This window comes from Oryzomicrobium terrae, assembly GCF_008274805.1.
GTDB lineage: Bacteria > Pseudomonadota > Gammaproteobacteria > Burkholderiales > Rhodocyclaceae > Oryzomicrobium > Oryzomicrobium terrae.
Genome location: NZ_CP022579.1, coordinates 690,990 through 711,931, shown reverse-complemented (window position 1 = coordinate 711,931; position 20,942 = coordinate 690,990). Strand labels below are relative to the sequence as shown.

At 62.5% G+C, this 20,942-nt stretch carries 16 protein-coding genes, 2 tRNA genes and 1 rRNA gene; 5 read left to right on the top strand and 14 right to left on the bottom strand.

Annotation, left to right across the window (positions count from 1 at the left end; genetic code table 11):
• Positions 1–250 precede the first annotated feature (250 nt).
• The 4 genes from OTERR_RS03245 to tyrS form a co-directional block, all read right to left on the bottom strand.
• A tRNA-Ala gene (locus tag OTERR_RS03245) sits at positions 251–326 on the bottom strand.
• A 35-nt stretch (positions 327–361) separates the two neighbouring features.
• A tRNA-Ile gene (locus tag OTERR_RS03240) sits at positions 362–438 on the bottom strand.
• A gap of 68 nt (positions 439–506) precedes the next feature.
• A 16S ribosomal RNA gene (locus OTERR_RS03235) occupies positions 507–2,050 on the bottom strand.
• A 432-nt stretch (positions 2,051–2,482) separates the two neighbouring features.
• On the bottom strand, positions 2,483–3,685 hold the full coding sequence (gene tyrS, locus OTERR_RS03230) for a tyrosine--tRNA ligase (RefSeq protein WP_149424847.1): 1,203 nt from the start codon (positions 3,683–3,685) through the stop codon (positions 2,483–2,485).
• 113 nt (positions 3,686–3,798) lie between these two features.
• Between tyrS and OTERR_RS03225 the strand changes: the two genes are divergently transcribed.
• On the top strand, positions 3,799–5,154 hold the full coding sequence (locus OTERR_RS03225; protein WP_149424846.1) for a peptidoglycan DD-metalloendopeptidase family protein: 1,356 nt from the start codon (positions 3,799–3,801) through the stop codon (positions 5,152–5,154).
• A gap of 112 nt (positions 5,155–5,266) precedes the next feature.
• Here the strand turns inward: OTERR_RS03225 and erpA are convergent, their stop codons facing one another.
• From erpA to rplM, 5 genes are all read right to left on the bottom strand, one after another.
• The gene (gene erpA, locus OTERR_RS03220) at positions 5,267–5,617 is read right to left on the bottom strand and encodes an iron-sulfur cluster insertion protein ErpA (RefSeq protein ID WP_054621911.1); all 351 of its coding nucleotides are present in this window, start codon (positions 5,615–5,617) and stop codon (positions 5,267–5,269) included.
• Positions 5,618–5,673: 56 nt separating this feature from the next.
• The gene (locus OTERR_RS03215; RefSeq protein WP_149424845.1) at positions 5,674–6,081 is read right to left on the bottom strand and encodes a bactofilin family protein; all 408 of its coding nucleotides are present in this window, start codon (positions 6,079–6,081) and stop codon (positions 5,674–5,676) included.
• Between the two features lie 50 nt (positions 6,082–6,131).
• Positions 6,132–6,641 (bottom strand): DUF6776 family protein, encoded by a 510-nt coding sequence (locus tag OTERR_RS03210; RefSeq protein WP_149424844.1) that lies wholly within the window; start codon positions 6,639–6,641, stop codon positions 6,132–6,134.
• 486 nt (positions 6,642–7,127) lie between these two features.
• Positions 7,128–7,520, bottom strand: coding sequence for a 30S ribosomal protein S9 (gene rpsI / locus OTERR_RS03205; RefSeq protein ID WP_149424843.1), 393 nt, complete (start codon positions 7,518–7,520; stop codon positions 7,128–7,130).
• A gap of 9 nt (positions 7,521–7,529) precedes the next feature.
• The gene (gene rplM / locus OTERR_RS03200) at positions 7,530–7,958 is read right to left on the bottom strand and encodes a 50S ribosomal protein L13 (protein ID WP_054621915.1); all 429 of its coding nucleotides are present in this window, start codon (positions 7,956–7,958) and stop codon (positions 7,530–7,532) included.
• Between the two features lie 523 nt (positions 7,959–8,481).
• On the opposite strand from rplM, the gene OTERR_RS03195 reads away from it, so the two are divergent.
• Positions 8,482–8,904 (top strand): OsmC family protein, encoded by a 423-nt coding sequence (locus OTERR_RS03195; RefSeq protein WP_149424842.1) that lies wholly within the window; start codon positions 8,482–8,484, stop codon positions 8,902–8,904.
• Positions 8,905–9,540: 636 nt separating this feature from the next.
• A complete protein-coding gene (locus OTERR_RS03190) occupies positions 9,541–11,796 on the top strand; it encodes an arginine/lysine/ornithine decarboxylase (RefSeq protein WP_054621071.1) in 2,256 nt (751 codons plus the stop codon).
• An 81-nt stretch (positions 11,797–11,877) separates the two neighbouring features.
• Here the strand turns inward: OTERR_RS03190 and OTERR_RS03185 are convergent, their stop codons facing one another.
• Genes OTERR_RS03185 through OTERR_RS03175 form a run of 3 tightly spaced genes read right to left on the bottom strand, consistent with a single transcriptional unit; the run spans position 11,878 to position 15,793 of the window.
• Positions 11,878–12,948 carry an ABC transporter ATP-binding protein gene (locus OTERR_RS03185; protein WP_149424841.1) on the bottom strand — a complete coding sequence of 357 codons (1,071 nt, stop codon included), beginning with the start codon at positions 12,946–12,948 and terminating at the stop codon, positions 11,878–11,880.
• A complete protein-coding gene (locus OTERR_RS03180) occupies positions 12,941–14,650 on the bottom strand; it encodes an ABC transporter permease (RefSeq protein WP_246154303.1) in 1,710 nt (569 codons plus the stop codon). Before OTERR_RS03180 ends, OTERR_RS03185 begins: the two co-directional genes overlap by 8 nt.
• A 33-nt stretch (positions 14,651–14,683) precedes the next feature.
• Positions 14,684–15,793 (bottom strand): ABC transporter substrate-binding protein, encoded by a 1,110-nt coding sequence (locus tag OTERR_RS03175; protein WP_149424839.1) that lies wholly within the window; start codon positions 15,791–15,793, stop codon positions 14,684–14,686.
• A gap of 133 nt (positions 15,794–15,926) precedes the next feature.
• On the opposite strand from OTERR_RS03175, the gene OTERR_RS03170 reads away from it, so the two are divergent.
• Positions 15,927–16,604, top strand: a complete 678-nt coding sequence (locus OTERR_RS03170; RefSeq protein WP_149424838.1) for a response regulator — start codon at positions 15,927–15,929, stop codon at positions 16,602–16,604.
• Positions 16,597–18,141 carry a sensor histidine kinase gene (locus OTERR_RS03165; protein WP_187775291.1) on the top strand — a complete coding sequence of 515 codons (1,545 nt, stop codon included), beginning with the start codon at positions 16,597–16,599 and terminating at the stop codon, positions 18,139–18,141. Before OTERR_RS03170 ends, OTERR_RS03165 begins: the two co-directional genes overlap by 8 nt.
• Positions 18,142–18,157: 16 nt before the next feature.
• Here the strand turns inward: OTERR_RS03165 and OTERR_RS03160 are convergent, their stop codons facing one another.
• Together OTERR_RS03160 and groL are read right to left on the bottom strand one after the other, a co-directional pair.
• Positions 18,158–18,922: a sulfite exporter TauE/SafE family protein gene (locus OTERR_RS03160; protein ID WP_149424836.1), complete on the bottom strand. Its 765-nt coding sequence runs from the start codon at positions 18,920–18,922 to the stop codon at positions 18,158–18,160.
• 347 nt (positions 18,923–19,269) lie between these two features.
• Positions 19,270–20,913 (bottom strand): chaperonin GroEL, encoded by a 1,644-nt coding sequence (gene groL / locus OTERR_RS03155; RefSeq protein ID WP_149424835.1) that lies wholly within the window; start codon positions 20,911–20,913, stop codon positions 19,270–19,272.
• Positions 20,914–20,942 lie beyond the last annotated feature (29 nt).

Below are 20,942 nucleotides of genomic sequence, written 5' to 3'. Positions count from 1 at the left end.
CGCTAAGATCTCTTACGAGACGCGTCACAGGAAGCATACTCAGCTTGTGACGTACCGGGCTGACTTGCCGGTACGCACGATGCAATCACAACCGTATCTCTGGTCTTGGTTGTCGGCAACCAGAGATACAACCTACTTCCGTATTGTTAAAGAGCACAGTCTGGTTAAAACCAGAAACAGCAACCGGCAATTGCTTACCATTTGTTGTTTCGGATTTCATCCTGAACAGCCGATCAGACACGCGAGTGCGTGGTGGAGGATGACGGGATCGAACCGACGACCCCCTGCTTGCAAAGCAGGTGCTCTCCCAGCTGAGCTAATCCCCCATCTTGATAAGCCAACGATGAACAGGTTCAAACGTTGGTGGGTCTGGTTGGAATCGAACCAACGACCCCCGCCTTATCAAGACGGTGCTCTAACCGACTGAGCTACAGACCCTCCGTCTGTGCAGCTAACTTGAACAACCGATAGGCTGTAGGTACTTGACCAAGCAGTATTTACTCTAGAAAGGAGGTGATCCAGCCGCAGGTTCCCCTACGGCTACCTTGTTACGACTTCACCCCAGTCACGAACCCCGCCGTGGTAAGCGCCCTCCTTGCGGTTAGGCTACCTACTTCTGGCGGAACCCGCTCCCATGGTGTGACGGGCGGTGTGTACAAGACCCGGGAACGTATTCACCGCGGCATGCTGATCCGCGATTACTAGCGATTCCGACTTCACGCAGTCGAGTTGCAGACTGCGATCCGGACTACGATCGGCTTTCTGGGATTAGCTCCCCCTCGCGGGTTGGCAACCCTCTGGACCGACCATTGTATGACGTGTGAAGCCCTACCCATAAGGGCCATGAGGACTTGACGTCATCCCCACCTTCCTCCGGTTTGTCACCGGCAGTCTCATTAGAGTGCCCAACTGAATGATGGCAACTAATGACAAGGGTTGCGCTCGTTGCGGGACTTAACCCAACATCTCACGACACGAGCTGACGACAGCCATGCAGCACCTGTGTCCAGGCTCCCTTTCGGGCACCAAGCCATCTCTGGCAAGTTCCTGGCATGTCAAGGGTAGGTAAGGTTTTTCGCGTTGCATCGAATTAATCCACATCATCCACCGCTTGTGCGGGTCCCCGTCAATTCCTTTGAGTTTTAACCTTGCGGCCGTACTCCCCAGGCGGTCAACTTCACGCGTTAGCTACGCTACTAATGGGTTTAACCCCACCAACAGCTAGTTGACATCGTTTAGGGCGTGGACTACCAGGGTATCTAATCCTGTTTGCTCCCCACGCTTTCGTGCATGAGCGTCAGTACTGGCCCAGGGGGCTGCCTTCGCCATCGGTGTTCCTCCACATCTCTACGCATTTCACTGCTACACGTGGAATTCCACCCCCCTCTGCCGTACTCTAGCCGTGCAGTCACAAACGCAGTTCCCAGGTTGAGCCCGGGGATTTCACGTCTGTCTTACACAACCGCCTGCGCACGCTTTACGCCCAGTAATTCCGAATAACGCTCGCACCCTACGTATTACCGCGGCTGCTGGCACGTAGTTAGCCGGTGCTTCTTATTCCGGTACCGTCATCCACATCCTGTATTAGAGAATGCGATTTCGTCCCGGCCGAAAGAGCTTTACAACCCGAAGGCCTTCTTCACTCACGCGGCATGGCTGGATCAGGCTTTCGCCCATTGTCCAAAATTCCCCACTGCTGCCTCCCGTAGGAGTCTGGGCCGTGTCTCAGTCCCAGTGTGGCGGATCATCCTCTCAGACCCGCTACGGATCGTTGCCTTGGTGAGCCTTTACCTCACCAACTAGCTAATCCGACATCGGCCGCTCTTCTAGCGCAAGGCCCGAAGGTCCCCTGCTTTCCTCCTCGGAGAATATGCGGTATTAGCGTAACTTTCGCTACGTTATCCCCCACTAAAAGGCACGTTCCGATGCATTACTCACCCGTTCGCCACTCGCCATCAACCTAGCAAGCTAGGTCATGCTGCCGTTCGACTTGCATGTGTAAGGCATGCCGCCAGCGTTCATTCTGAGCCAGGATCAAACTCTTCAGTTCAATCTCTCGCTGGCTTGACAAGAATTGGTAATTCGAAAACTACCTATCTATGTGCAAGCGCCTTACTAACTTTAACCAACCGAAGTCGGTCTCCACTTAGCCAAGCACCTACACCTATCGGCTGTTCAATTTTTAAAGAGCTTGCCGTTTCCGGCTTGTTGCTGCTTTGTTGCATTTCGCTGCGTTGTCTGCAGCGAGGAGCGAATTATACAGACATCTAATTCGCTGTCAACTCGTTTTTTAAAACATTTCAAAACGTTTTGACTTGCAGCCAATTCGGAAAATTGCTTTCTAACTCATTGATCAGAAACACGTTTTACCGAACCAACTTTCCCGCTGCAGCAGCGAGAGGGCGAATTATACGGATACAAATCACCGCGTCAACTACTTCACCCTATTTTTCTAAAATTACTGCCGGAAACCCCGCCATTCCTAGGCGCACACCACTCGAGCAAACTTGCGTTTTCCAACTTGCACAACAAAAGAAGCAGCGCCGCTGATGTGCAAGCTCTTGTCGTCAATGCGCTGACCATCAATCTTCACCGCTCCCTGCTCGATCATGCGCAGCGCCTCAGAAGTAGAGGCCGTCAGGTTGGCCTGCTTCAAGAGCTGGGCAATCGACAGGCCATCCGCCCCACAGGCGAGCTTAACCTCCGGCATGTCTTCCGGCAGCACCCCCTGGCGGAAGCGCGATTCAAACTCCACCAACGCCTCTTCGGCCGCTGCCGCACTATGAAAGCGCGCAACGATTTCTTGCGCCAACTCGACCTTGATATCGCGCGGATTGCGCCCTTCCTCGGCCTGGCGCTTGAGCGCGGCGATCTCGGCATTGCTACGGAAGGAAAGCAGATCAAAGTAGCGCCACATCAAGACATCGGAAATGGACATGAGCTTGCCAAACATGTCTCGCGGCGCATCAGTGATGCCAACATAGTTGCCCAGGGACTTGGACATCTTGTTGACGCCATCCAGCCCCTCCAGCAATGGCATGGTGAGAACGCATTGGGGAGCCTGTCCGTAGTGCTTTTGTAGCTCGCGACCGACCAGTAAGTTGAATTTCTGGTCCGTACCACCAAGCTCCACATCAGACTTGAGCGCAACCGAGTCGTAGCCCTGGCACAGGGGGTACAGGAATTCGTGGACCGCGATGGGCTGCCCCCCCGAGTACCGCTTCGAAAAGTCATCCCGCTCCAGCATGCGGGCCACCGTGTAGTGCGCCGCCAGTTTGATCATGCCTGCCGCGCCAAGGTCGTTAAACCAGACCGAATTGAAAGCCACTTCGGTTTTGGCCGGATCAAGAATCTTGAACACCTGAGCTTGGTAGGTTTTCGCATTCTCCAAGACCTGTTCGCGCGAGAGCGGTGGGCGCGTGGTGTTCTTGCCGGTAGGGTCCCCGATCATTCCTGTGAAGTCACCAATCAGGAAGGTGATGTGATGCCCCAGATCCTGAAAGTGCCGCAGTTTGTTGATGAGCACCGTGTGCCCTAAGTGAAGATCAGGAGCCGTGGGATCGAAGCCAGCCTTGATGCGCAAGGGGCGCCCAGTCTTGAGCTTTTCAACCAGCTCGGACTCCACCAGCAGCTCGTCGCTGCCGCGCTTGATCAATCCCAGACTCTCTTCAACGTGATGACTCATAGCACTCTCTCGCACTCCGGAAGTCCTTGAATGGACAGGCGGAAAACAAACTTGGGGACAGCGCGTGCTTGGGTATACTGACGGCCAATTAATCGACCTTCCAAGCTCCTACGATGTCCCTGCAAAAGAGCCGCATTCTAGCGCAAAGCCTTCTCACACATGCCCGCCTAAGGGTCCGCCCCCCCCGCCACCCGCGTATTACCGCGGCAATCGGGGCAATTTTCTTAACGACCGCCGCGACGGTTTTCGCCTTGGCAACAGGCGAGGACAATACCCCCGTCCTGCAACAGACGGTCGTGGAGCAGCTCGCCATCCAGGCCAATCAGATCGTCGACACGGGCGAGTGGGGGTACCTACGCGAGGAGCGGGTACAGCGCGGCGATTCGATCGCTGCACTCATGATGCGCCTGGGGCTTGATGACAGTGATGCCGCGGTATATCTGCGCACTGCCGCAGAAGCGGCCCCCATCCACCGACAGCTCGCTCCCGGCAAAGTTGTCAGCGCCCGCAGCGATGCGAATGGGCGTCTACTTGCCTTGATCTTTCCCCTGAACACAGCGGACCAGGTACTCGTCGTCGAGCGACGGGGAGAACATTTCGTCACCCACCACGAAGTACTACAACTCAGCACCCGGGTTCAGCACGGTTCCGGTGAGATTCGCAGCTCACTATTTGCAGCCGCCGATGCCGCCGATATCCCCGACGCAATCGCCAGCCAGCTAGCCGATATTTTTGGCGGCGAGGTGGATTTCCACCGTGACCTGCGCCGCGGCGACCGCTTTCACCTGGTGTACGAAATGCTTTACCACCAAGGCCAACCTGTGCGTGCCGGCCGTATTTTGGCCGCCGAATTCACCAACGACGGCAAGCGCTACAGCGCTGTCTTCTACAAACCGTCCGGCGACACCAAGGGTGGCTACTACACGCCAGATGGCCGCAGTCTGCGCAAAGCCTTCCTTCGCTCGCCTCTTGAATTTTCCCGGGTCACCTCTGGTTTTTCAAATGCTCGCCTGCACCCGGTGTTCCACCAGATGCGCGCCCATAAAGGGGTTGATTACGGCGCACCCATTGGTACCCGCGTCAGAGCCGTTGGCGACGGAGTCGTCGAAATCGCCGGTCGGCAAGGCGGCTACGGCAATATCGTCGTGGTACGCCATGCCGGCCGCTACAGTACGGCTTACGGCCACCTCAGCGGCTTCGCCCCCGGAATCAAGGTAGGGAGCCGGGTCAGTCAAGGCGACGTGATTGCCTTTACCGGCCAGACGGGCTGGGCCACCGGCCCGCACCTCCACTACGAATTCCGCATTGATGGCAACCAGGTAAATCCGCTCACCATCGCCCTGCCCGGCACGCCCCCCTTGGCCGCCGCCGATTTGGCACGATTCCGCAGCACAACCGCCGCATTGCAACAACAACTTGCCCTCATCAAGCGCGACAACAGTGGGGCAACCGTCACCGCTTCACGTTAACGCCAACAGCGGGGCTCCCCGTCGCCAGGCCCATAACGCCGCAGGCGCCGCGACGAGAGCAAAAAAAACGGCCGGGTAACCCCGGCCGTTTTTTTATTCTCACAACGCTGCCTCACACAGAAAAAGAGGATCCGCAACCGCAGGTCGACGTTGCGTTCGGGTTCTTGATCACAAACTGGGAGCCTTCGAGCCCCTCGGTGTAATCAATCTCGGCGCCGACCAGGTACTGGTAGCTCATTGGGTCGATGAGCAGCGTCACACCGTTCTTTTCCATCGCGGTGTCGTCATCATTGGTGACTTCATCAAAGGTGAAACCGTACTGAAAGCCGGAACAACCACCGCCGGTGACGAACACGCGCAACTTCAGCGCCTGGTTGCCCTCTTCATCGATCAGCTCCTTCACTTTGGAGGCCGCAGCATCGGTAAAGTTGAGGGGGACGGGCATCTCGGTAACAGCATTCATACAAAAACTCCTTCAATCAAAAAACGGGCGCCTCAGGCGGATTCCAGCAGGTGCACTCAACCAGCGGCAGATGTCGCCAGCTTGAGTTCAACAGCCTTGCCGGCCTGGTGAATCAGGCGCCCCTGAACCACCGCCCCCTGCTGCATTTCTAGCGTTGTGTATTCGACATCTCCGGTGACCTTTGCGTTCGGCTGAAGTTCCAAAGTTTCTGCAGCGAAAACGGGGCCGATCACCGTCCCATTGATGACGACGTGGGCCACACTGATCTCGCCTTCAACCTGTGCCTGTTCGCTGATAACCAGGGTGCTGTCGACGCTCTTATCGGCGTAGACATTGCCCTTCACTTCACCATCGATACGCAACCCCCCCGAGAAACGGACATCGCCTTCGATGCGGGTACCAGCACCAATCAGACTATCGATCCGGTTTTGCGGCTTGCCACTCTTGCGCTTGCTGGAAAACATACGAGCTCCAAAACGTTGTCGCCTCTTGCCAATCGGGCTGAAGAGAGGTGTCAGAGGGTGAATTCTTGCTGCGCCTTGATGGCACCATCCTGCACCAGCCGGGCCTCGACCTTGGTCACCACAGCCCCTGGCGGAACGGAAAACACACCTTCTTTACGGAGAAAGTTCCTGATCTCCAAGCGGTACTTGGCAACATCGGGAGCATCGCTGGAAGGGACTTTAATCATAACATCCCGATCTCCCTGGCGAGTCTGCACCGACATTTCCAAGGTACCCTTGAATGGCGCTTGGCCACGCCCTGTCTGAACAGCGATCAGCATCCTAAAGCGGTACTGATTGGTAGCACCATCCCGCTCCACCTTGAGCCTGGTTATACGCGTCGGACCGCCTTCGGCCCCTCCGGCACCGGGCACCAACCCTTCGAAAAAAGCCAAATCCTCCTTGAGCCCCGCATTCTCCCGCTCTGCATTGCGCAGTTGCTGAGCAAGTTGCACCTGGGCTCCGCGCTCGATATTGAGGCTACTTTCTGCCGTGCCGGAAGATTGGCGCAAGGTTGCCACTTCAGCCTCCAGCTCCGTAACCCGAGCCTGCCACGCCTGCAGATCAGACGCCAAAGCAACGGCGGGGGTGCGTGGCGTCGAATGCCAGGCATACCCCCAGGCGCCACCAGCCACACCTACGATAAACGCCACCAGCAAGCCGCCTATGCGCCACGGCCATGGCAAATGGGGGCGGACTGCCACCCGGGGAGCGGTAATGGAAAAGCGCTCCCTCAGGCGGCGGCGAATTAAAGCAGCACCGGCTAGGGCCATCGGTCGTCAATCTCGTCGTTTGAATATGTTGGGCCGCACCCGCAGAGGATGCTCAAAAGCCGTTGCACATCGGGAATATGCGCTCCCGCATATGCAACAAGGGCCAGGCACAAAACCACCCACGCCCGGGCAAATCAAATGCAGCGCCCCATTGTGAGCAATTGCGCCGCAACGGGCAAATTGACCCAAGAAAAAAGCCGGCACAAGGCCGGCTTTTTCTTGGATGTCGTACGCTTAGCGCTTGGAGAATTGCTTGCGACGACGGGCCTTGTGCAGACCGACTTTCTTACGTTCAACTTCACGAGCATCACGAGTAACGAAGCCAGCAGCCGACAGGGCGGACTTGAGGGCAGCATCGTATTCGATCAGCGCGCGGGTGATGCCGTGGCGAACGGCACCGGCTTGGCCGGACTCACCACCACCAGCGACATTCACGCGGATATCGAAGGTGCTCAGGTGCTCGACCAGCTCCAGCGGCTGACGCACGACCATGCGACCAGTTTCACGGGAGAAGTATTCGTCGAGGGGCTTGTCATTCACCACGATGGCGCCAGAACCACGCTTGATGAAGACGCGAGCAACGGCGCTCTTGCGGCGGCCGGTGCCGTAGAAGAAGTTTTCAGCCATGTCAGTCCCTTAGATTTCCAGAGCCTTGGGCTGCTGGGCAGTATGCGGATGGGCATCGCCAGCGTAGCACTTCAGCTTTTTGATCATGGCGTAGCCGAGCGGGCCTTTCGGCAGCATGCCCTTCACAGCCTTTTCGAGGGCACGGCCGGGGAAGCGCTGCTGCATCTTGAGGAAGTTGGTCTCGTAGATGCCGCCCGGGTAGCCGGAGTGCCGGTAGTACTTCTTGTCTTCAGCCTTGTTGCCGGTGACGCGAAGCTTCTCGACGTTCACGACCACAATGAAGTCACCCGTATCCACGTGCGGGGTGAACTCGGGCTTATGCTTGCCGCGCAAGCGGCGTGCGATTTCGCTAGCGAGGCGACCGAGCACTTTGTCCGTGGCATCCACCACAAACCACTCGCGCTTCACCTCATGCGGTTTGGCGGAAAAGGTTTTCATTCTGCGCCGTCCTTGTGAGCCTAATTACGGAAAGCCGCGGATTCTATGTCAAGTCAACGTCCGCAGTCAACGCGAACGCAATCCCCGCTATCGCCGCGAGCAATCGGAGCGGGCAAAAAAAAGCGCGACTCGCGAGAGTCGCGCTAAATCCACACCAAAGGAGGAGGGTGGAGGAGACATCGTAGCGATATCAGACCGGGTACTCACGGCCCACGCGATATCGCTGGGTTGAGTGCATTATGGGACAAAAGATTGTGCAGCGCAAGAGATTTTTTACCTCAAGAAAAACAGCAGGTTTCGTTAAAAAAACGAAACGAAAAAAATTACAATCAATTGTTTTTAAAACAAAAAATATCTACTATCGTAACTCATCTACCATAAGATAACAAAAACCCGACTCCCTCCCAATCGACACAAATCGTAACAATATGTTGCGCCGCACAAACCTCGTTCATGACAAGGGATGCCGCCCCCAGAAAGGGAGCAAGTACAATTGCCCAACTTCATCCAAGGAGCCTCATATATGGAATGCAAAGTACGCTGGACCGGCGACGGCATGTCGTTTCTGGCCGAAACCGGCAGCAATCACACCATCGTGATGGATGGCCCGCCGGATGCCGGCGGCCGCAACCTGGCGCCGCGCCCCATGGAAATGGTGCTAGCAGGAACCGGCGGTTGCACCGCATTCGATGTGGTGATGATTCTGCAGAAAGGCCGGCATGAGGTGACCAACTGCGAAGTGACCCTCAAGGCGGACCGCGCCGACACCGACCCCAAAGTATTCACGCGCATCAACTTCCACTACCGGGTGACCGGGCGCAACCTCAAGGCTGATGTCGTAGAGCGTGCGGTGAAGCTATCCAAGGAAAAGTACTGCTCGGCCTCGATCATGCTGGGCAAGACGGCTGAAATCACCCACAGCATCGAAATCGTGGACGCGGCCTAAGCTCCTCGCGCGGAGCCCAGGAAACGAGCGGCTCCGCGCGACCCCGCACCCACATCGCCCCCCCCCCCGCCGCAACCGCCGCCCAACCGGCAAGCACCACATTCCCAAATGGCGCAGGCAAGCAACCAGCCCCACCGCCAAGCCAGCCGCTACAGGCAACAACGTCTTCAAACCGTAAGACATGGCCGTGATACTGACGCCCTCTCCTCGTTTCGCTTTAGGGCGGAGAAGCGTTGGCGCCACACGTTGAAACGCCATATCTAATATGCAGAGGCCAGTACGCTGCGGAGCGCAGGGCAGCAGGCTGTTGTGCTCGCGCTCCGCCGCTTCTCCCGATACCGAACCGAGCTTCCCCACCCACGAGTCAACGCCTGTAAGCCCTGGCCGCCCCGTTACGCAAGCATGTGCGCATGCCCCTGATGGGACGGGGGAAAACCGAGGAAAAGCCAGCACCATTTTGTCGCCGCCACCTGGGCCGGGGTGTGCGTATAATCCGGCTTCTTTTCAACCCCGGCCACACCCCGCCACGCCAGTCTCGGCAACCGATTTGCCACCCTCGCGCCCTCCGCTCGATGGCAGCTCATCCCGCCTTCCCCGGCACGGTGCGGAAACTCCCTTTGCTTTGAGGAGCGCCCGATGAAGTTCCGCTTCCCCGTCGTCATCATCGACGAAGATTTCCGTTCCGAGAACGCCTCGGGTTTGGGCATCCGCGCCCTGGCTGACGCTATCGAGGCCGAGGGTATGGAGGTGCTGGGGGTCACCAGCTACGGCGACCTCGCTTCGTTCGCCCAACAGCAGAGCCGGGCCTCGGTATTCATTCTGTCGATCGACGATGAGGAGTTCTCCTCCCCGGCCGCCGCCGACAAAGCCATCGCCGAACTGCGCGCCTTCGTCAGCGAGATCCGTCTGCGCAACAGCGAGATCCCCATCTTCCTGCATGGCGAGACCCGCACTTCGCGGCATATCCCCAACGATGTGCTGCGCGAACTGCATGGCTTCATCCATATGTATGAAGACACCCCGGAGTTCATCGCCCGCAGCGTGGTGCGCGAAGCCAAGGCCTACCTGGATTCCCTGCCGCCGCCGTTCTTCCGCGCCCTGACCCATTACGCTTCCGACGGCTCCTATTCCTGGCACTGCCCGGGGCATTCCGGCGGCGTCGCCTTCCTGAAGAGCCCGGTGGGCCAGATGTTCCACCAGTTCTTCGGCGAGAACATGCTACGCGCCGACGTCTGCAACGCCGTGGAAGAGCTGGGTCAGCTGCTCGATCACACCGGCCCGGTGGCCGCCTCGGAACGCAACGCGGCGCGCATCTTCAACTGTGACCACTTGTACTTCGTCACCAACGGCACCTCCACCTCGAACAAGATCGTCTGGCACTCCACCGTGGCTCCCGGCGACATCGTCATCGTGGACCGCAACTGCCACAAGTCGATCCTGCACGCGATCATGATGACCGGGGCGATCCCGGTGTTCCTGATGCCGACGCGCAACCACTACGGCATCATCGGACCGATCCCCAAGAGTGAATTCGCCTGGGAGAACATCCAGAAGAAAATCGCCGCCCACCCCTTCGCCAAGGACAGCCAGGGCAAGCCTCGGGTGCTGACCATCACCCAGTCCACCTACGACGGTGTGCTCTACAACGTGGAAGCGATCAAGGCCGAGCTGGACGGCAAGATCGACACCCTGCACTTCGACGAGGCCTGGCTGCCCCACGCCGCCTTCCACGACTTCTACGGCGACTACCACGCCATCGGCGAAGACCGGCCGCGCTGCCAGCAGTCCATGGTGTTCTCCACCCAGTCCACCCACAAGCTCCTGGCCGGCCTGTCCCAGGCCTCCCAGATCCTGGTGCAAGATGCCGAGAACAACAAGCTCGACCGCGACGTGTTCAACGAGGCGTACTTGATGCACACCTCGACCTCGCCCCAGTACTCGATCATCGCCTCCTGCGACGTGGCGGCGGCGATGATGGAAGCCCCGGGGGGCACCGCCCTGGTGGAAGAATCCATCTCCGAGGCCCTCGACTTCCGCCGCGCCATGCGCAAGGTGGGTGAGGAATGGGCCGGCGAAGCCAACGGCCACTGGTGGTTCAAGGTGTGGGGCCCGGACGACCTGTCCGAGGAAGGCATCGAGGAGCGCGACGCCTGGATGCTGAAGGCTGGCGAGCGCTGGCACGGCTTCGGCGACCTGGCCGAAGGCTTCAACATGCTCGACCCGATCAAGGCCACCATCATCACCCCGGGTCTGGACGTGGACGGCGAGTTCGCCGAGCGTGGCATCCCGGCGGCCATCGTCACCAAGTACCTGGCCGAGCACGGCGTGATCGTGGAAAAGTGCGGCCTCTACTCGTTCTTCATCATGTTTACCATCGGCATCACCAAGGGCCGCTGGAACACCATGGTGACCGAGCTGCAGCAGTTCAAGGACGACTACGACAAGAACCAGCCCCTGTGGCGCGTGCTCCCCGAGTTCGTGGCCAAGAACCCGCGCTACGAGCGGGTCGGCCTGCGCGACCTGTGCAAGGAGATCCACGCCGTCTACCGGGCCAAGGATGTGGCCCGCCTGACCACCGAGATGTACCTCTCGGACATGGTGCCGGCGATGCGCCCGGCGGATGCCTTCGCCAAGATGGCCCACCGGGAGATCGAGCGGGTCGCCATCGACCAGCTCGAAGGGCGCATCACCAGCGTGCTGCTCACCCCCTACCCGCCGGGCATCCCCCTGCTCATCCCCGGCGAGCGCTTCAACGCCACCATCGTCCAGTACCTGCAGTTCGCCCGGGAGTTCAACGAGCGCTTCCCTGGCTTCGAGACCGACATCCACGGCCTGGTCAAGGAAGTGGGCGAAGATGGCAAGAGCCGCTACTTCGTCGACTGCGTACGCTGATCCAGCCTGGCGCGTCGGCCAAACAAAACGGGCCAGGAGAAATCCTGGCCCGTTTTGCGTTGATGGGGCGGTAAGGGCGTCTCAGCCGGCAAACACCCACAAATCCTGGACCGGCAGGTGCAGACGGCTGCGCCCGGCACCGGCCGGGCCGGCGGTATGGGTGCGCAAGGCCTGGGCGCCGACATGGAACAGGTGCTCCCAACGGTCGCCCAGGTACATCGAGGTGGACAACTCCGCCTCCAGGCAATTGTCCGCCTGACCGACCTCGGCCAGACGCATCCGCTCCAGGCGGATCACGGCCGTGGCCGCACTGCCCGGCTCCAATGCCGCGCCGTCACGGCAAGAACCCCACAGGCGCCAGCCCTCCCCGGCCACACAAACCGCCTCGCCACGCCGCTCCACCACCTTGCCGGCCAGGCGGTTGTTGCTGCCCATGAACTCGGCGGCAAACAGCGAGGCCGGCTGGCCGTACATCTCCTGGGGCGTGCCCTGCTGCTCGATGCGCCCTTGCGACAGCAGCAGGATGCGGTCGGACATGGCCATGGCCTCGGCCTGGTCGTGGGTCACCACCAGGGCCGACAGCTGCAGCTTGAGGATCAGTTCGCGCAGCCAGGCCCGGGCCTCCTCGCGCATCTTGGCATCCAGGTTGGAGAGAGGCTCGTCGAGCAGGATCACCGGCGGGTTGTAGACCAGGGCCCGGGCGATCGCCACGCGCTGCTGCTGGCCGCCGGACAGCTGGTGCGGATAGCGATCGGCCAGGTGGCCCAGACCGAGTTGACCGAGGGCCGCGTTGACCCGCTGAGCCACTTCAGCGGAAGCCACCTTGCGCAGCTTGAGACCGTAGGCCACGTTGTCGGCCACGGTCTTGTGCGGCCACAGGGCGTAGGACTGGAACACCAGCCCGAGATTGCGCCCCTCGGCAGGCACCTCCACCTTTCCGGCGCCATCGAAAACAATCCGCTCGCCGATGCGGATGCTGCCCTGGTGCGGCTGCTCCAGCCCGGCCACGGCGCGCAGCAGGGTGGTCTTGCCGCTGCCCGAGGGGCCGAGCAGGGACACCACCTCGCCCTGGTTGAGCTGCATCGACACCCCCTTCAGGATCGGGTTGGCGCCGTAGGACAGGTGCAGGTCGGAAACGTCGAGCTTAATCATGGAGTTTCACTCCGAAGCGAAGGGCGATGGCCAGGCCGCAGCCCACCAGCACCACGTTGATCAGGGAAAGGGCGGCCACCATATCGGCGCCGCCGGTGGCCCACAGGGAGACCAGCAGGGAGCCGATCACCTCGGTGCCCGGGTTGAGCAGGTACACGCCGGTGGAGTACTCCCGCTCGAAGATCATGAACACCAGCAGCCAGCTGGCCAGCAGGCCGTGGCGGATCAGGGGCAGGGTCACGTCCCGGCTGGTGCGGGCGGCGCTGGCGCCAATGCTGCGTGCCGCCTCCTCCAGTTCCGGCCCCACCTGGAGCAGGGAGCTCTGGATCAGGCGCATGCCGTAGGCCAGCCAGACCACGGTGTAGGCCAGCCATACCGCGAAGATGGTGGTGCGCAACGGCGCCAGGGGCGGGAAGAACAGGAACACCCAGAGGAAGGCCAGGCCGGCGAGCAGTCCCGGTACCGCCCGGGGCACCAGGGCCAGGTAGTCGATGAAGCGGCTCCAGCGGTCGTTGCGCCGGTGCATGGCCAGGCCGATGGCGGCGTAGCAGGCCACCGACAGCAGGCCGCCGACGACACCGATGGCGATGGTGTTGAAGATGCCGCGCAGCAGGGCCGGCTGGTCGAACACGGTGCGGAAATGCTCCAGGGTGAGTACCTCGGACAGCTGGATGCCCTCCCCCCAGTAGGTGACGAAAGCGCGCAGGGCGACACCGGACAGGGGCACGAACACCGAGACGAACAGCCACAGGCCGATCAGGGCGATGGCCAGCCAGCGCCACGACCCCAGTGCCAGAGGCCGCTGTCGGCCGGCCTTGCCCTTGACCGCGACAAAGCGGCTGGCGTTCTTCATTAGCAACCGCTGCAGCATCACCAGGGGGAAGGTGATGCCGATGATGCACACCGCCACCGCCGCCATCAGGTGGTAGGACGGGGTACCCAGCTTGTTGGTCAGCTTGAACAGATAGGTGGCCAGCACCAGGTGGCCTTCCGGATCGCCCAGCACCAGGGCCAGGGCGAAGATCTCGAAGCCGAGGAAGAAGACCAGCACGCCCGAATACAGCAGGGCCGGGGTGATCATCGGCAGGCTCACGTCCAGGGCCACCCGCAGGGGGCCGGCGCCGCTCATGCGCGCCGCCTCCTCGATGTCCGAGCCCAGGCTCTTCAGCGCCGCCGACGAGTAGAGGTACACGTGGGGCACGTGGGTCAGGCCGGCGATGATGGCGATGCTGGGCAGGGAATAGACGTTCCAGGGCACGGTGCCGAACAGCTGGCTGACCCACACCGAATAGAAGCCCACCGGTCCGGCGGCCACCACGTAACCGAAGGACAGCACCATCGGCGAGACGAACACCGGCACCAGCAGCAAGGGCTCGATCCAGCGCCGCCCGGGCAGGTCGGTGCGGGCCATGATGAAGGCCAGCGCCCCGCCCAGGGGCACGGCGATCAGGGCCATGCTGCCGGCGATGAGCAGGGAGTTCTTTGTCGCGTCCCAGAAATCCGGGTCGTCGAAGATGAAGGCATAGGCCGCCAGCCCCGGCGATGCCTGGCTATCGAAGAACGGGGCGTTGAGCAGGCTCTGGTAGAAGATCAGACCCAGGGGGACCAGCACGGTGAGCGCGGTCAACGCGATCACCAGCCCCCGGGTGGGAAAAAACCGCCACACCGAGGTGGCGGCAAGGGAGGAGACGGGAGTCGTCACGGCAATGCTCCGGAAGGATCGCGGCGCCGGCGCTTACTTGCGCGCGCCCATGGCCTGCTGCCACTGCTTGATGAATTCCAGGCGCTTGTTCTGGTCGAGGAAGGTCAGCAGGCTGGGGCCGACCGGGATCGGCTTCAAGGCGTTGCCGTGGGTCTTGGCCAGGCCGGCGGCGGTCAGTTCGCCTTCCACGTCGGCGCGCACCGAGCCCAGTTCGGACTGGTTGGCGATGATGGTCTGGCCGCGCTTGGAGAGGATGTAGTCGAGCCATAGCTTGGCGGCGCTCGGGTTCTTGGCGGTCTTGGCGATGAACATCACCCGGGACATGACCAGCACGTAGTCGCTGGGCACTACCCAGCCGATGCCCGGGTCCTTCTTGGCGCGCAGCATGGCGTAGGAGCCAAAGACGTTGTAGCCGAGCAGGTTCTCGCCGGAGCCGATGCGCTCCATCATCGTGCCGCTACTCGACTGGAAGCGCGGGCTGACACCGCCCACGGCCTTGGCCAAGTCCCAAAAGCCCGGATTCACCTTGCTGTCCTGGGTGATCAGCATGAAGCCGACGCCCGACTTCTCGATGTCGTAGGACGTCACCTTGCCCTTGAAGCGCTCGCCCTTCTCGCGCAGCAAGCGGGCAAAGTCGGCGTGGCTGTGGGGAATCTCATCAGCCTTGAGCAGGCGCTTGTTATAGACGAACACGATGGGCTCGTAGGTCACCCCGTAGGCCTCACCCTTCCACACCGACCAGTCGGGCAGCTTAGGCGTCTCGGGGGACTTGTAGGCCAGGGCCAGGCCGTCGTTGACCAGCTTGATCTGCAGGTCCATGGCCGAACTCCACAGCACGTCGGCCGACGAACCGCCGGCGGCTTTCTCGCTCACCACCCGGTTGTACAACTCGGTGGTGTTCATGTCGTTGTATTCGACCCGAATGCCCGGATAGAGGGCCTCGAAGTCCTTGATCAGCGGGCTCACCGCATTGGTGTCGGTGGCGCCGTAAACGATCACCTTGCCCTCCTTGCGGGCGGCGGCGACCAGGTTGGCGTAGTCGGCTGGGTAGCCGGCGGGCACCTGGGCGGCGGCGGGAGCGGACAGCAAGGGCGTCAGGGCGGCGGCGGCGGTGATGGTTAAGGTGCGAAACCAGCGTTGCATGGCTGTCTCCTCGATATCGTTGTAGGGTTTCGCGGGGGGCGGTGCAGACCGTGGCGGCCACCGCATCCCCGTGTGGTCGCTACACTAGGGGCGCCTAGCTTTCAGATTGCTTTCAATTTTTTTCGGGTGGACCGTGCGCCTGCTCATCGTCGAAGACACTCCCCAACTGGCCCGGGCCCTGGCCGAGGGGCTGAAGAAATCCGGCCTCGTCGCCGACGTGGTGGGCGACGGCCTGCACGCCGACCAGTTGCTGCGCAGCGAACGCTTCGACGCGGTACTGCTCGACCTCAGCCTGCCCCGCCTCGACGGTCTGGAAGTGCTGCGCCGCCTGCGCGCCCGGGGCGACGACGTGCCGGTGCTGGTGCTCACCGCCCGGGGCAGCACCCTGGACCGGGTCCAGGGCCTCAACGAAGGCGCCGACGACTACCTGGCCAAGCCCTTCGAACTGGCCGAGGTGGAAGCCCGCATCAAGGCCCTGGTGCGGCGCCGCTACGGACGCCCGACGCCGGTGCTGCAACTGGGGCCGCTGCGTTACGACACGGTGAGCCGCCGCTACCAGCTCGGTGAGGCGCCCCTGGAGGTGACGCCCCGGGAGCACGCGGTGCTCGAAGCCCTGCTGCTCAAGGCCGGTCAGCCGGTGGCCAAGCAGGCCCTGTGCGACCGCCTGTGCAACCTGGACGATGCGGTGACCCCGGATGCGGTGGAAATCTACGTGCACCGCCTGCGCAAAAAACTGGCTGGCTCCACCCTGGCGATCCGTACCCTGCGCGGCCTGGGCTACCTGCTCGAAACCGAGGTCGGCGATGCCTGACCGGGCCGACCTGACTGACCCGAGCGGCGTCTCCGCTGCGCCGCCGGATGCCGAACCGGAGGGCACGGCTCCGCCACGGCGCCGGCGCAGCCTGCGCCGCACCCTGCTGATCTACCTGCTGGCCCCCCTGGGCGCCGCCCTGGCGGTGAATACCGCGGTGACGTACCGCACCGCCCTGGACTCGGCCAACCAGGCCTACGACCGGACGCTCCAGGGCGCCCTGCTGGCGATCTCGGAACGGGTCACGGTGGACGACGGGCTGATCCGCATCGACCTGCCCTACTCGGCCCTGGAAATGCTCGAAAACGATTTCCAGGACCGCATTTACTACCGGGTCAGCCATCCGGAGCAGGGCGAGATCACCGGCTACCCGGACCTGCCCGAGCCCCTGCCGGGCAAGCGCTTCGGCATCAGCCGGGCAATTTCCGGCGAAGCCTCCAGCGACGAGGTGCACAACCGCAAACCTTTCTTCTACGAAACCGCCTACCACGGCGAACACCTGCGCATCGCCGCCCAGTGGCGCCCCCTGTTCTACCCGGGCATCCGCGGCCCCCTGTTGATCCAGATCGGTGAAACCCAGGGGGCGCGCAACCAGTTGGCCCGCCAGCTGCTGCTCGAATCCCTGGTCAAGGAAGGCGTCCTGATCGTCTTCGCCGCCCTGCTCATCGCCTTCGGTGTGCTGCACGCCCTGGGACCGCTGCGCCGCCTGCGCCACGAGGTGGCCGCCCGGGACCCGCTCGACCTGTCGCCCCTGGCCGCCGACAACGTGCCCAGCGAAGTGACACCCCTGGTGGATGCGGTCAACGCCCATACCGCCCGGGTGCGTCAGCTCACCGACGCCCAGCGCCAGTTCATCGACGACGCCGCCCACCAGCTGAAGACGCCCCTGGCGATTATCAAATCCCAGGCCGATCTGGCCCAGCGCGAAACCGACCCGCTGCGCCTGCAACGCATGGTCGGCGACATCGGCCAGACCGCCACCGCCACGGCCCGGCTGGTGCAGCAACTGCTCACCCTGGCGCGCAGCGACGCGGCGCCGCCGGCCAGCCAGGTGCTAAACCTGACCGAGCTGGCCCGCCAGGTGACCTTCGACTGGCTGCCCCAGGCCCTGGCGCGGCGCATCGACCTGGGGTTTGCCGGCGAGGTGCCCTGCCCGGTGCGCGGCGACGAGGTACTGCTACGGGAATTGGTGGCCAACCTGATCGACAACGCCCTGCGCTACACGCCGGCAGGCGGGGTTGTGACGGTGGAGGTGAGCGTGGAGCGGAAAACCGCCACGAATGCCGACAAGGCGGTCGTCCTGCGCGTGGACGACAGCGGTCCGGGGATAGGCGTCGACGAGCGGGAGCGGGTATTCGACCGCTTCTATCGCCCGGCCGGCAGCAGCGCGCCGGGCAACGGCCTGGGGCTGGCCATCGTGCGCGCCATTGCCCGCCGCCACGGCGGCGAGGTGGGCCTGGACGACGGCCCCGAGGGACGGGGCCTACGGGTAACGGTGCACCTGCCGGCAGTGGGCGGGGAAAACGACGCCGCCTGAAACGGTGGCACGGGGCTCAAACCACCAGCCGGGCGCCGATGAAGGCCAGCATCACTGCCAGGGCCGGGCGCAGCCAGCCGTCGTGGAGGCGGTGGCTGAGGTGGCTGCCGAGCCAGATACCGGGCAGGGAACCGGCCAGCAGGTTGACCAGCAGGCTCCAGTCGATGTGCCCCAGGCCGGCGTGGCCGATGCCCGCCACCAGGGTGAGGGGCACGGCGTGGGCGATCTCGCTGCCCACCAGGCGGGTGGTGGGCAGGGCCGGCAGGATGAGGAACAGGGCCAGGGTGCCCAGGGCGCCGGCGCCGATCGAACTCAAGGTGACCAGCACGCCAAGCACCGCACCGGTGGCCCACAGGGCCGGACGCATGGCGGCGAAGGGGGCATCGCGCCAGCGGGACGGCACGTGGCGCAGCAACCAGGGTTTGCCGAGGATGGCGGTGGCGGTGAGGAGCAGGGCCACGCCGAGCATGAAGCGGAACACGCCGTCCAGGGCCTGGGAGGGGCCCAGGCGAGAGAGCAGGGCCAGGGTGAGCAGGGAAGCCGGCACGCTGCCGGCGGCCAGCCAACCGACCAGGCGCCAATCCACGTGCCGCTGGCGGTGGTGCACCACCACGCCGCCGGCCTTGGTCAGGGCTGCGTAGAGCAGGTCGGTGCCGACGGCGGTGGCCGGGGTGATGCCGAACCAGAGCAGGATAGGCGTCATCAGGGAGCCGCCGCCCACGCCGGTGAGGCCGACCACGCAGCCCACTGCCAATCCCGCCACCACGAATCCGAGTTCCACGCCGTTGCCCCTTCACGAATGGCGGCCATGCTAAACGATCCGTTTATAACGGCTCTATACGGAATGGCTATTTGCAAAGCCATATTGATTCTATGGCCAACGCCAAAAAAAGTAGACTCGCCCAATCCCTGCACCAGATATGGCTCTCCAAGAAGATGCCTCCGAGATCAAGCATTGGCGCGGCTCTCCACGATGGCACCGTGAAAGTCCGCGCCTGGCGTGGCTTTCCAGAGGGGTAAAGAAAAACCCCGCACCGGAGTGCGGGGTTTTTCGGGCCGGCCAGCGGCGAATCGCCGACAGGCCGGCCGGCAGGGCGCCGGGAACGGGTCCCGGACGGCCGGGCGGTGTTACATGCCCATGCCCATGCCGCCCATACCACCCATGTCGCCCATGCCGCCGGGCATGGCGGGCTTGTCTTCGGGCAGCTCGCCGACCATGCAGTCGGTGGTGAGCATCAGGCCGGCCACGGAGGCGGCGTTCTGCAGCGCGGTGCGGGTCACCTTGGTGGGGTCGAGCACGCCCATTTCCACCATGTCGCCGTACACGCCGGAGCCGGCGTTGTAGCCGAAGTTGCCCTTGCCTTCCAGGACCTTGGAGACCACCACGGAGGGCTCGTCACCGGCGTTGGCGACGATCTGGCGCAGGGGCTCTTCGATGGCGCGCAGCACGATCTTGATGCCGGCTTCCTGGTCGGGGTTGTCACCCTTGACGGAAACGGCAGCGCGGGCGCGCAGCAGGGCCACGCCGCCGCCGGCGACGATGCCTTCTTCAACGGCAGCGCGGGTGGCGTGCAGGGCGTCTTCGACGCGGGCCTTCTTTTCCTTCATTTCGACTTCGGTGGCGGCACCGACCTTGATCACGGCAACGCCGCCGGCCAGCTTGGCCACGCGCTCTTGCAGCTTCTCACGGTCGTAGTCGGAGGTGGCTTCCTCGATCTGCTTGCGGATGGTGCCGACGCGAGCTTCGATGGTGGCGGCATCGCCGGCGCCGTCGATGATGGTGGTGTTTTCCTTGCCGATCTCGATGCGCTTGGCTTGGCCCAGCTCGGCCAGGGTGGCCTTTTCCAGGGACAGGCCGACTTCTTCGGCGATCACGGTACCGCCGGTCAGGATGGCGATGTCTTCCAGCATGGCCTTGCGACGGTCGCCGAAGCCCGGAGCCTTGACGGCGCAGGTCTTGAGGATGCCGCGCAGGTTGTTCACCACCAGGGTGGCCAGGGCTTCACCGTCCACGTCTTCGGCGATGATCAGCAGCGGGCGGCCGGCCTTGGCCACTTGCTCGAGCACCGGCAGCAGGTCGCGGATGTTGGAGATCTTCTTGTCGAACAGCAGGACGAAGGGATTGTCCAGGGCGGCAATCTGCTTGTCCGGGTTGTTGATGAAGTAGGGGGACAGGTAGCCGCGGTCGAACTGCATGCCTTCGACGACGTCCAGTTCGTTGTCCAGGGACTTGCCGTCTTCGACGGTGATCACGCCTTCCTTGCCGACCTTGTCCATGGCATTGGCGATGATGTCGCCGATGTTGGTGTCGGAGTTGGCGGAGATGGAGCCGACCTGGGCGATTTCCTTGGTGGTGGAACAGGGCTTGGAAATCTTGCGCAGTTCGTCGGTCAGGGCGGCGACGGTCTTGTCGATACCGCGCTTCAGGTCCATCGGGTTCATGCCGGCGGCCACGTACTTCATGCCTTCGCGGACGATGGCCTGGGCCAGCACGGTGGCGGTGGTGGTGCCGTCACCGGCCACGTCGGAGGTCTTGGAAGCGACTTCCTTGACCATCTGGGCGCCCATGTTCTCGAACTTATCCTTCAGTTCGATTTCCTTGGCGACGGACACACCGTCCTTGGTCACGGTGGGGGCGCCGAAGGAGCGCTCGAGCACCACGTTGCGGCCTTTCGGGCCCAGGGTCACCTTGACGGCGTTGGCGAGGATGTTGATGCCGGCAACCATGCGCTCGCGGGCGACGTCACCGAATTTGACTTCTTTAGCAGCCATTCTTTACTCCTGAATTCTGGGAAGGATGA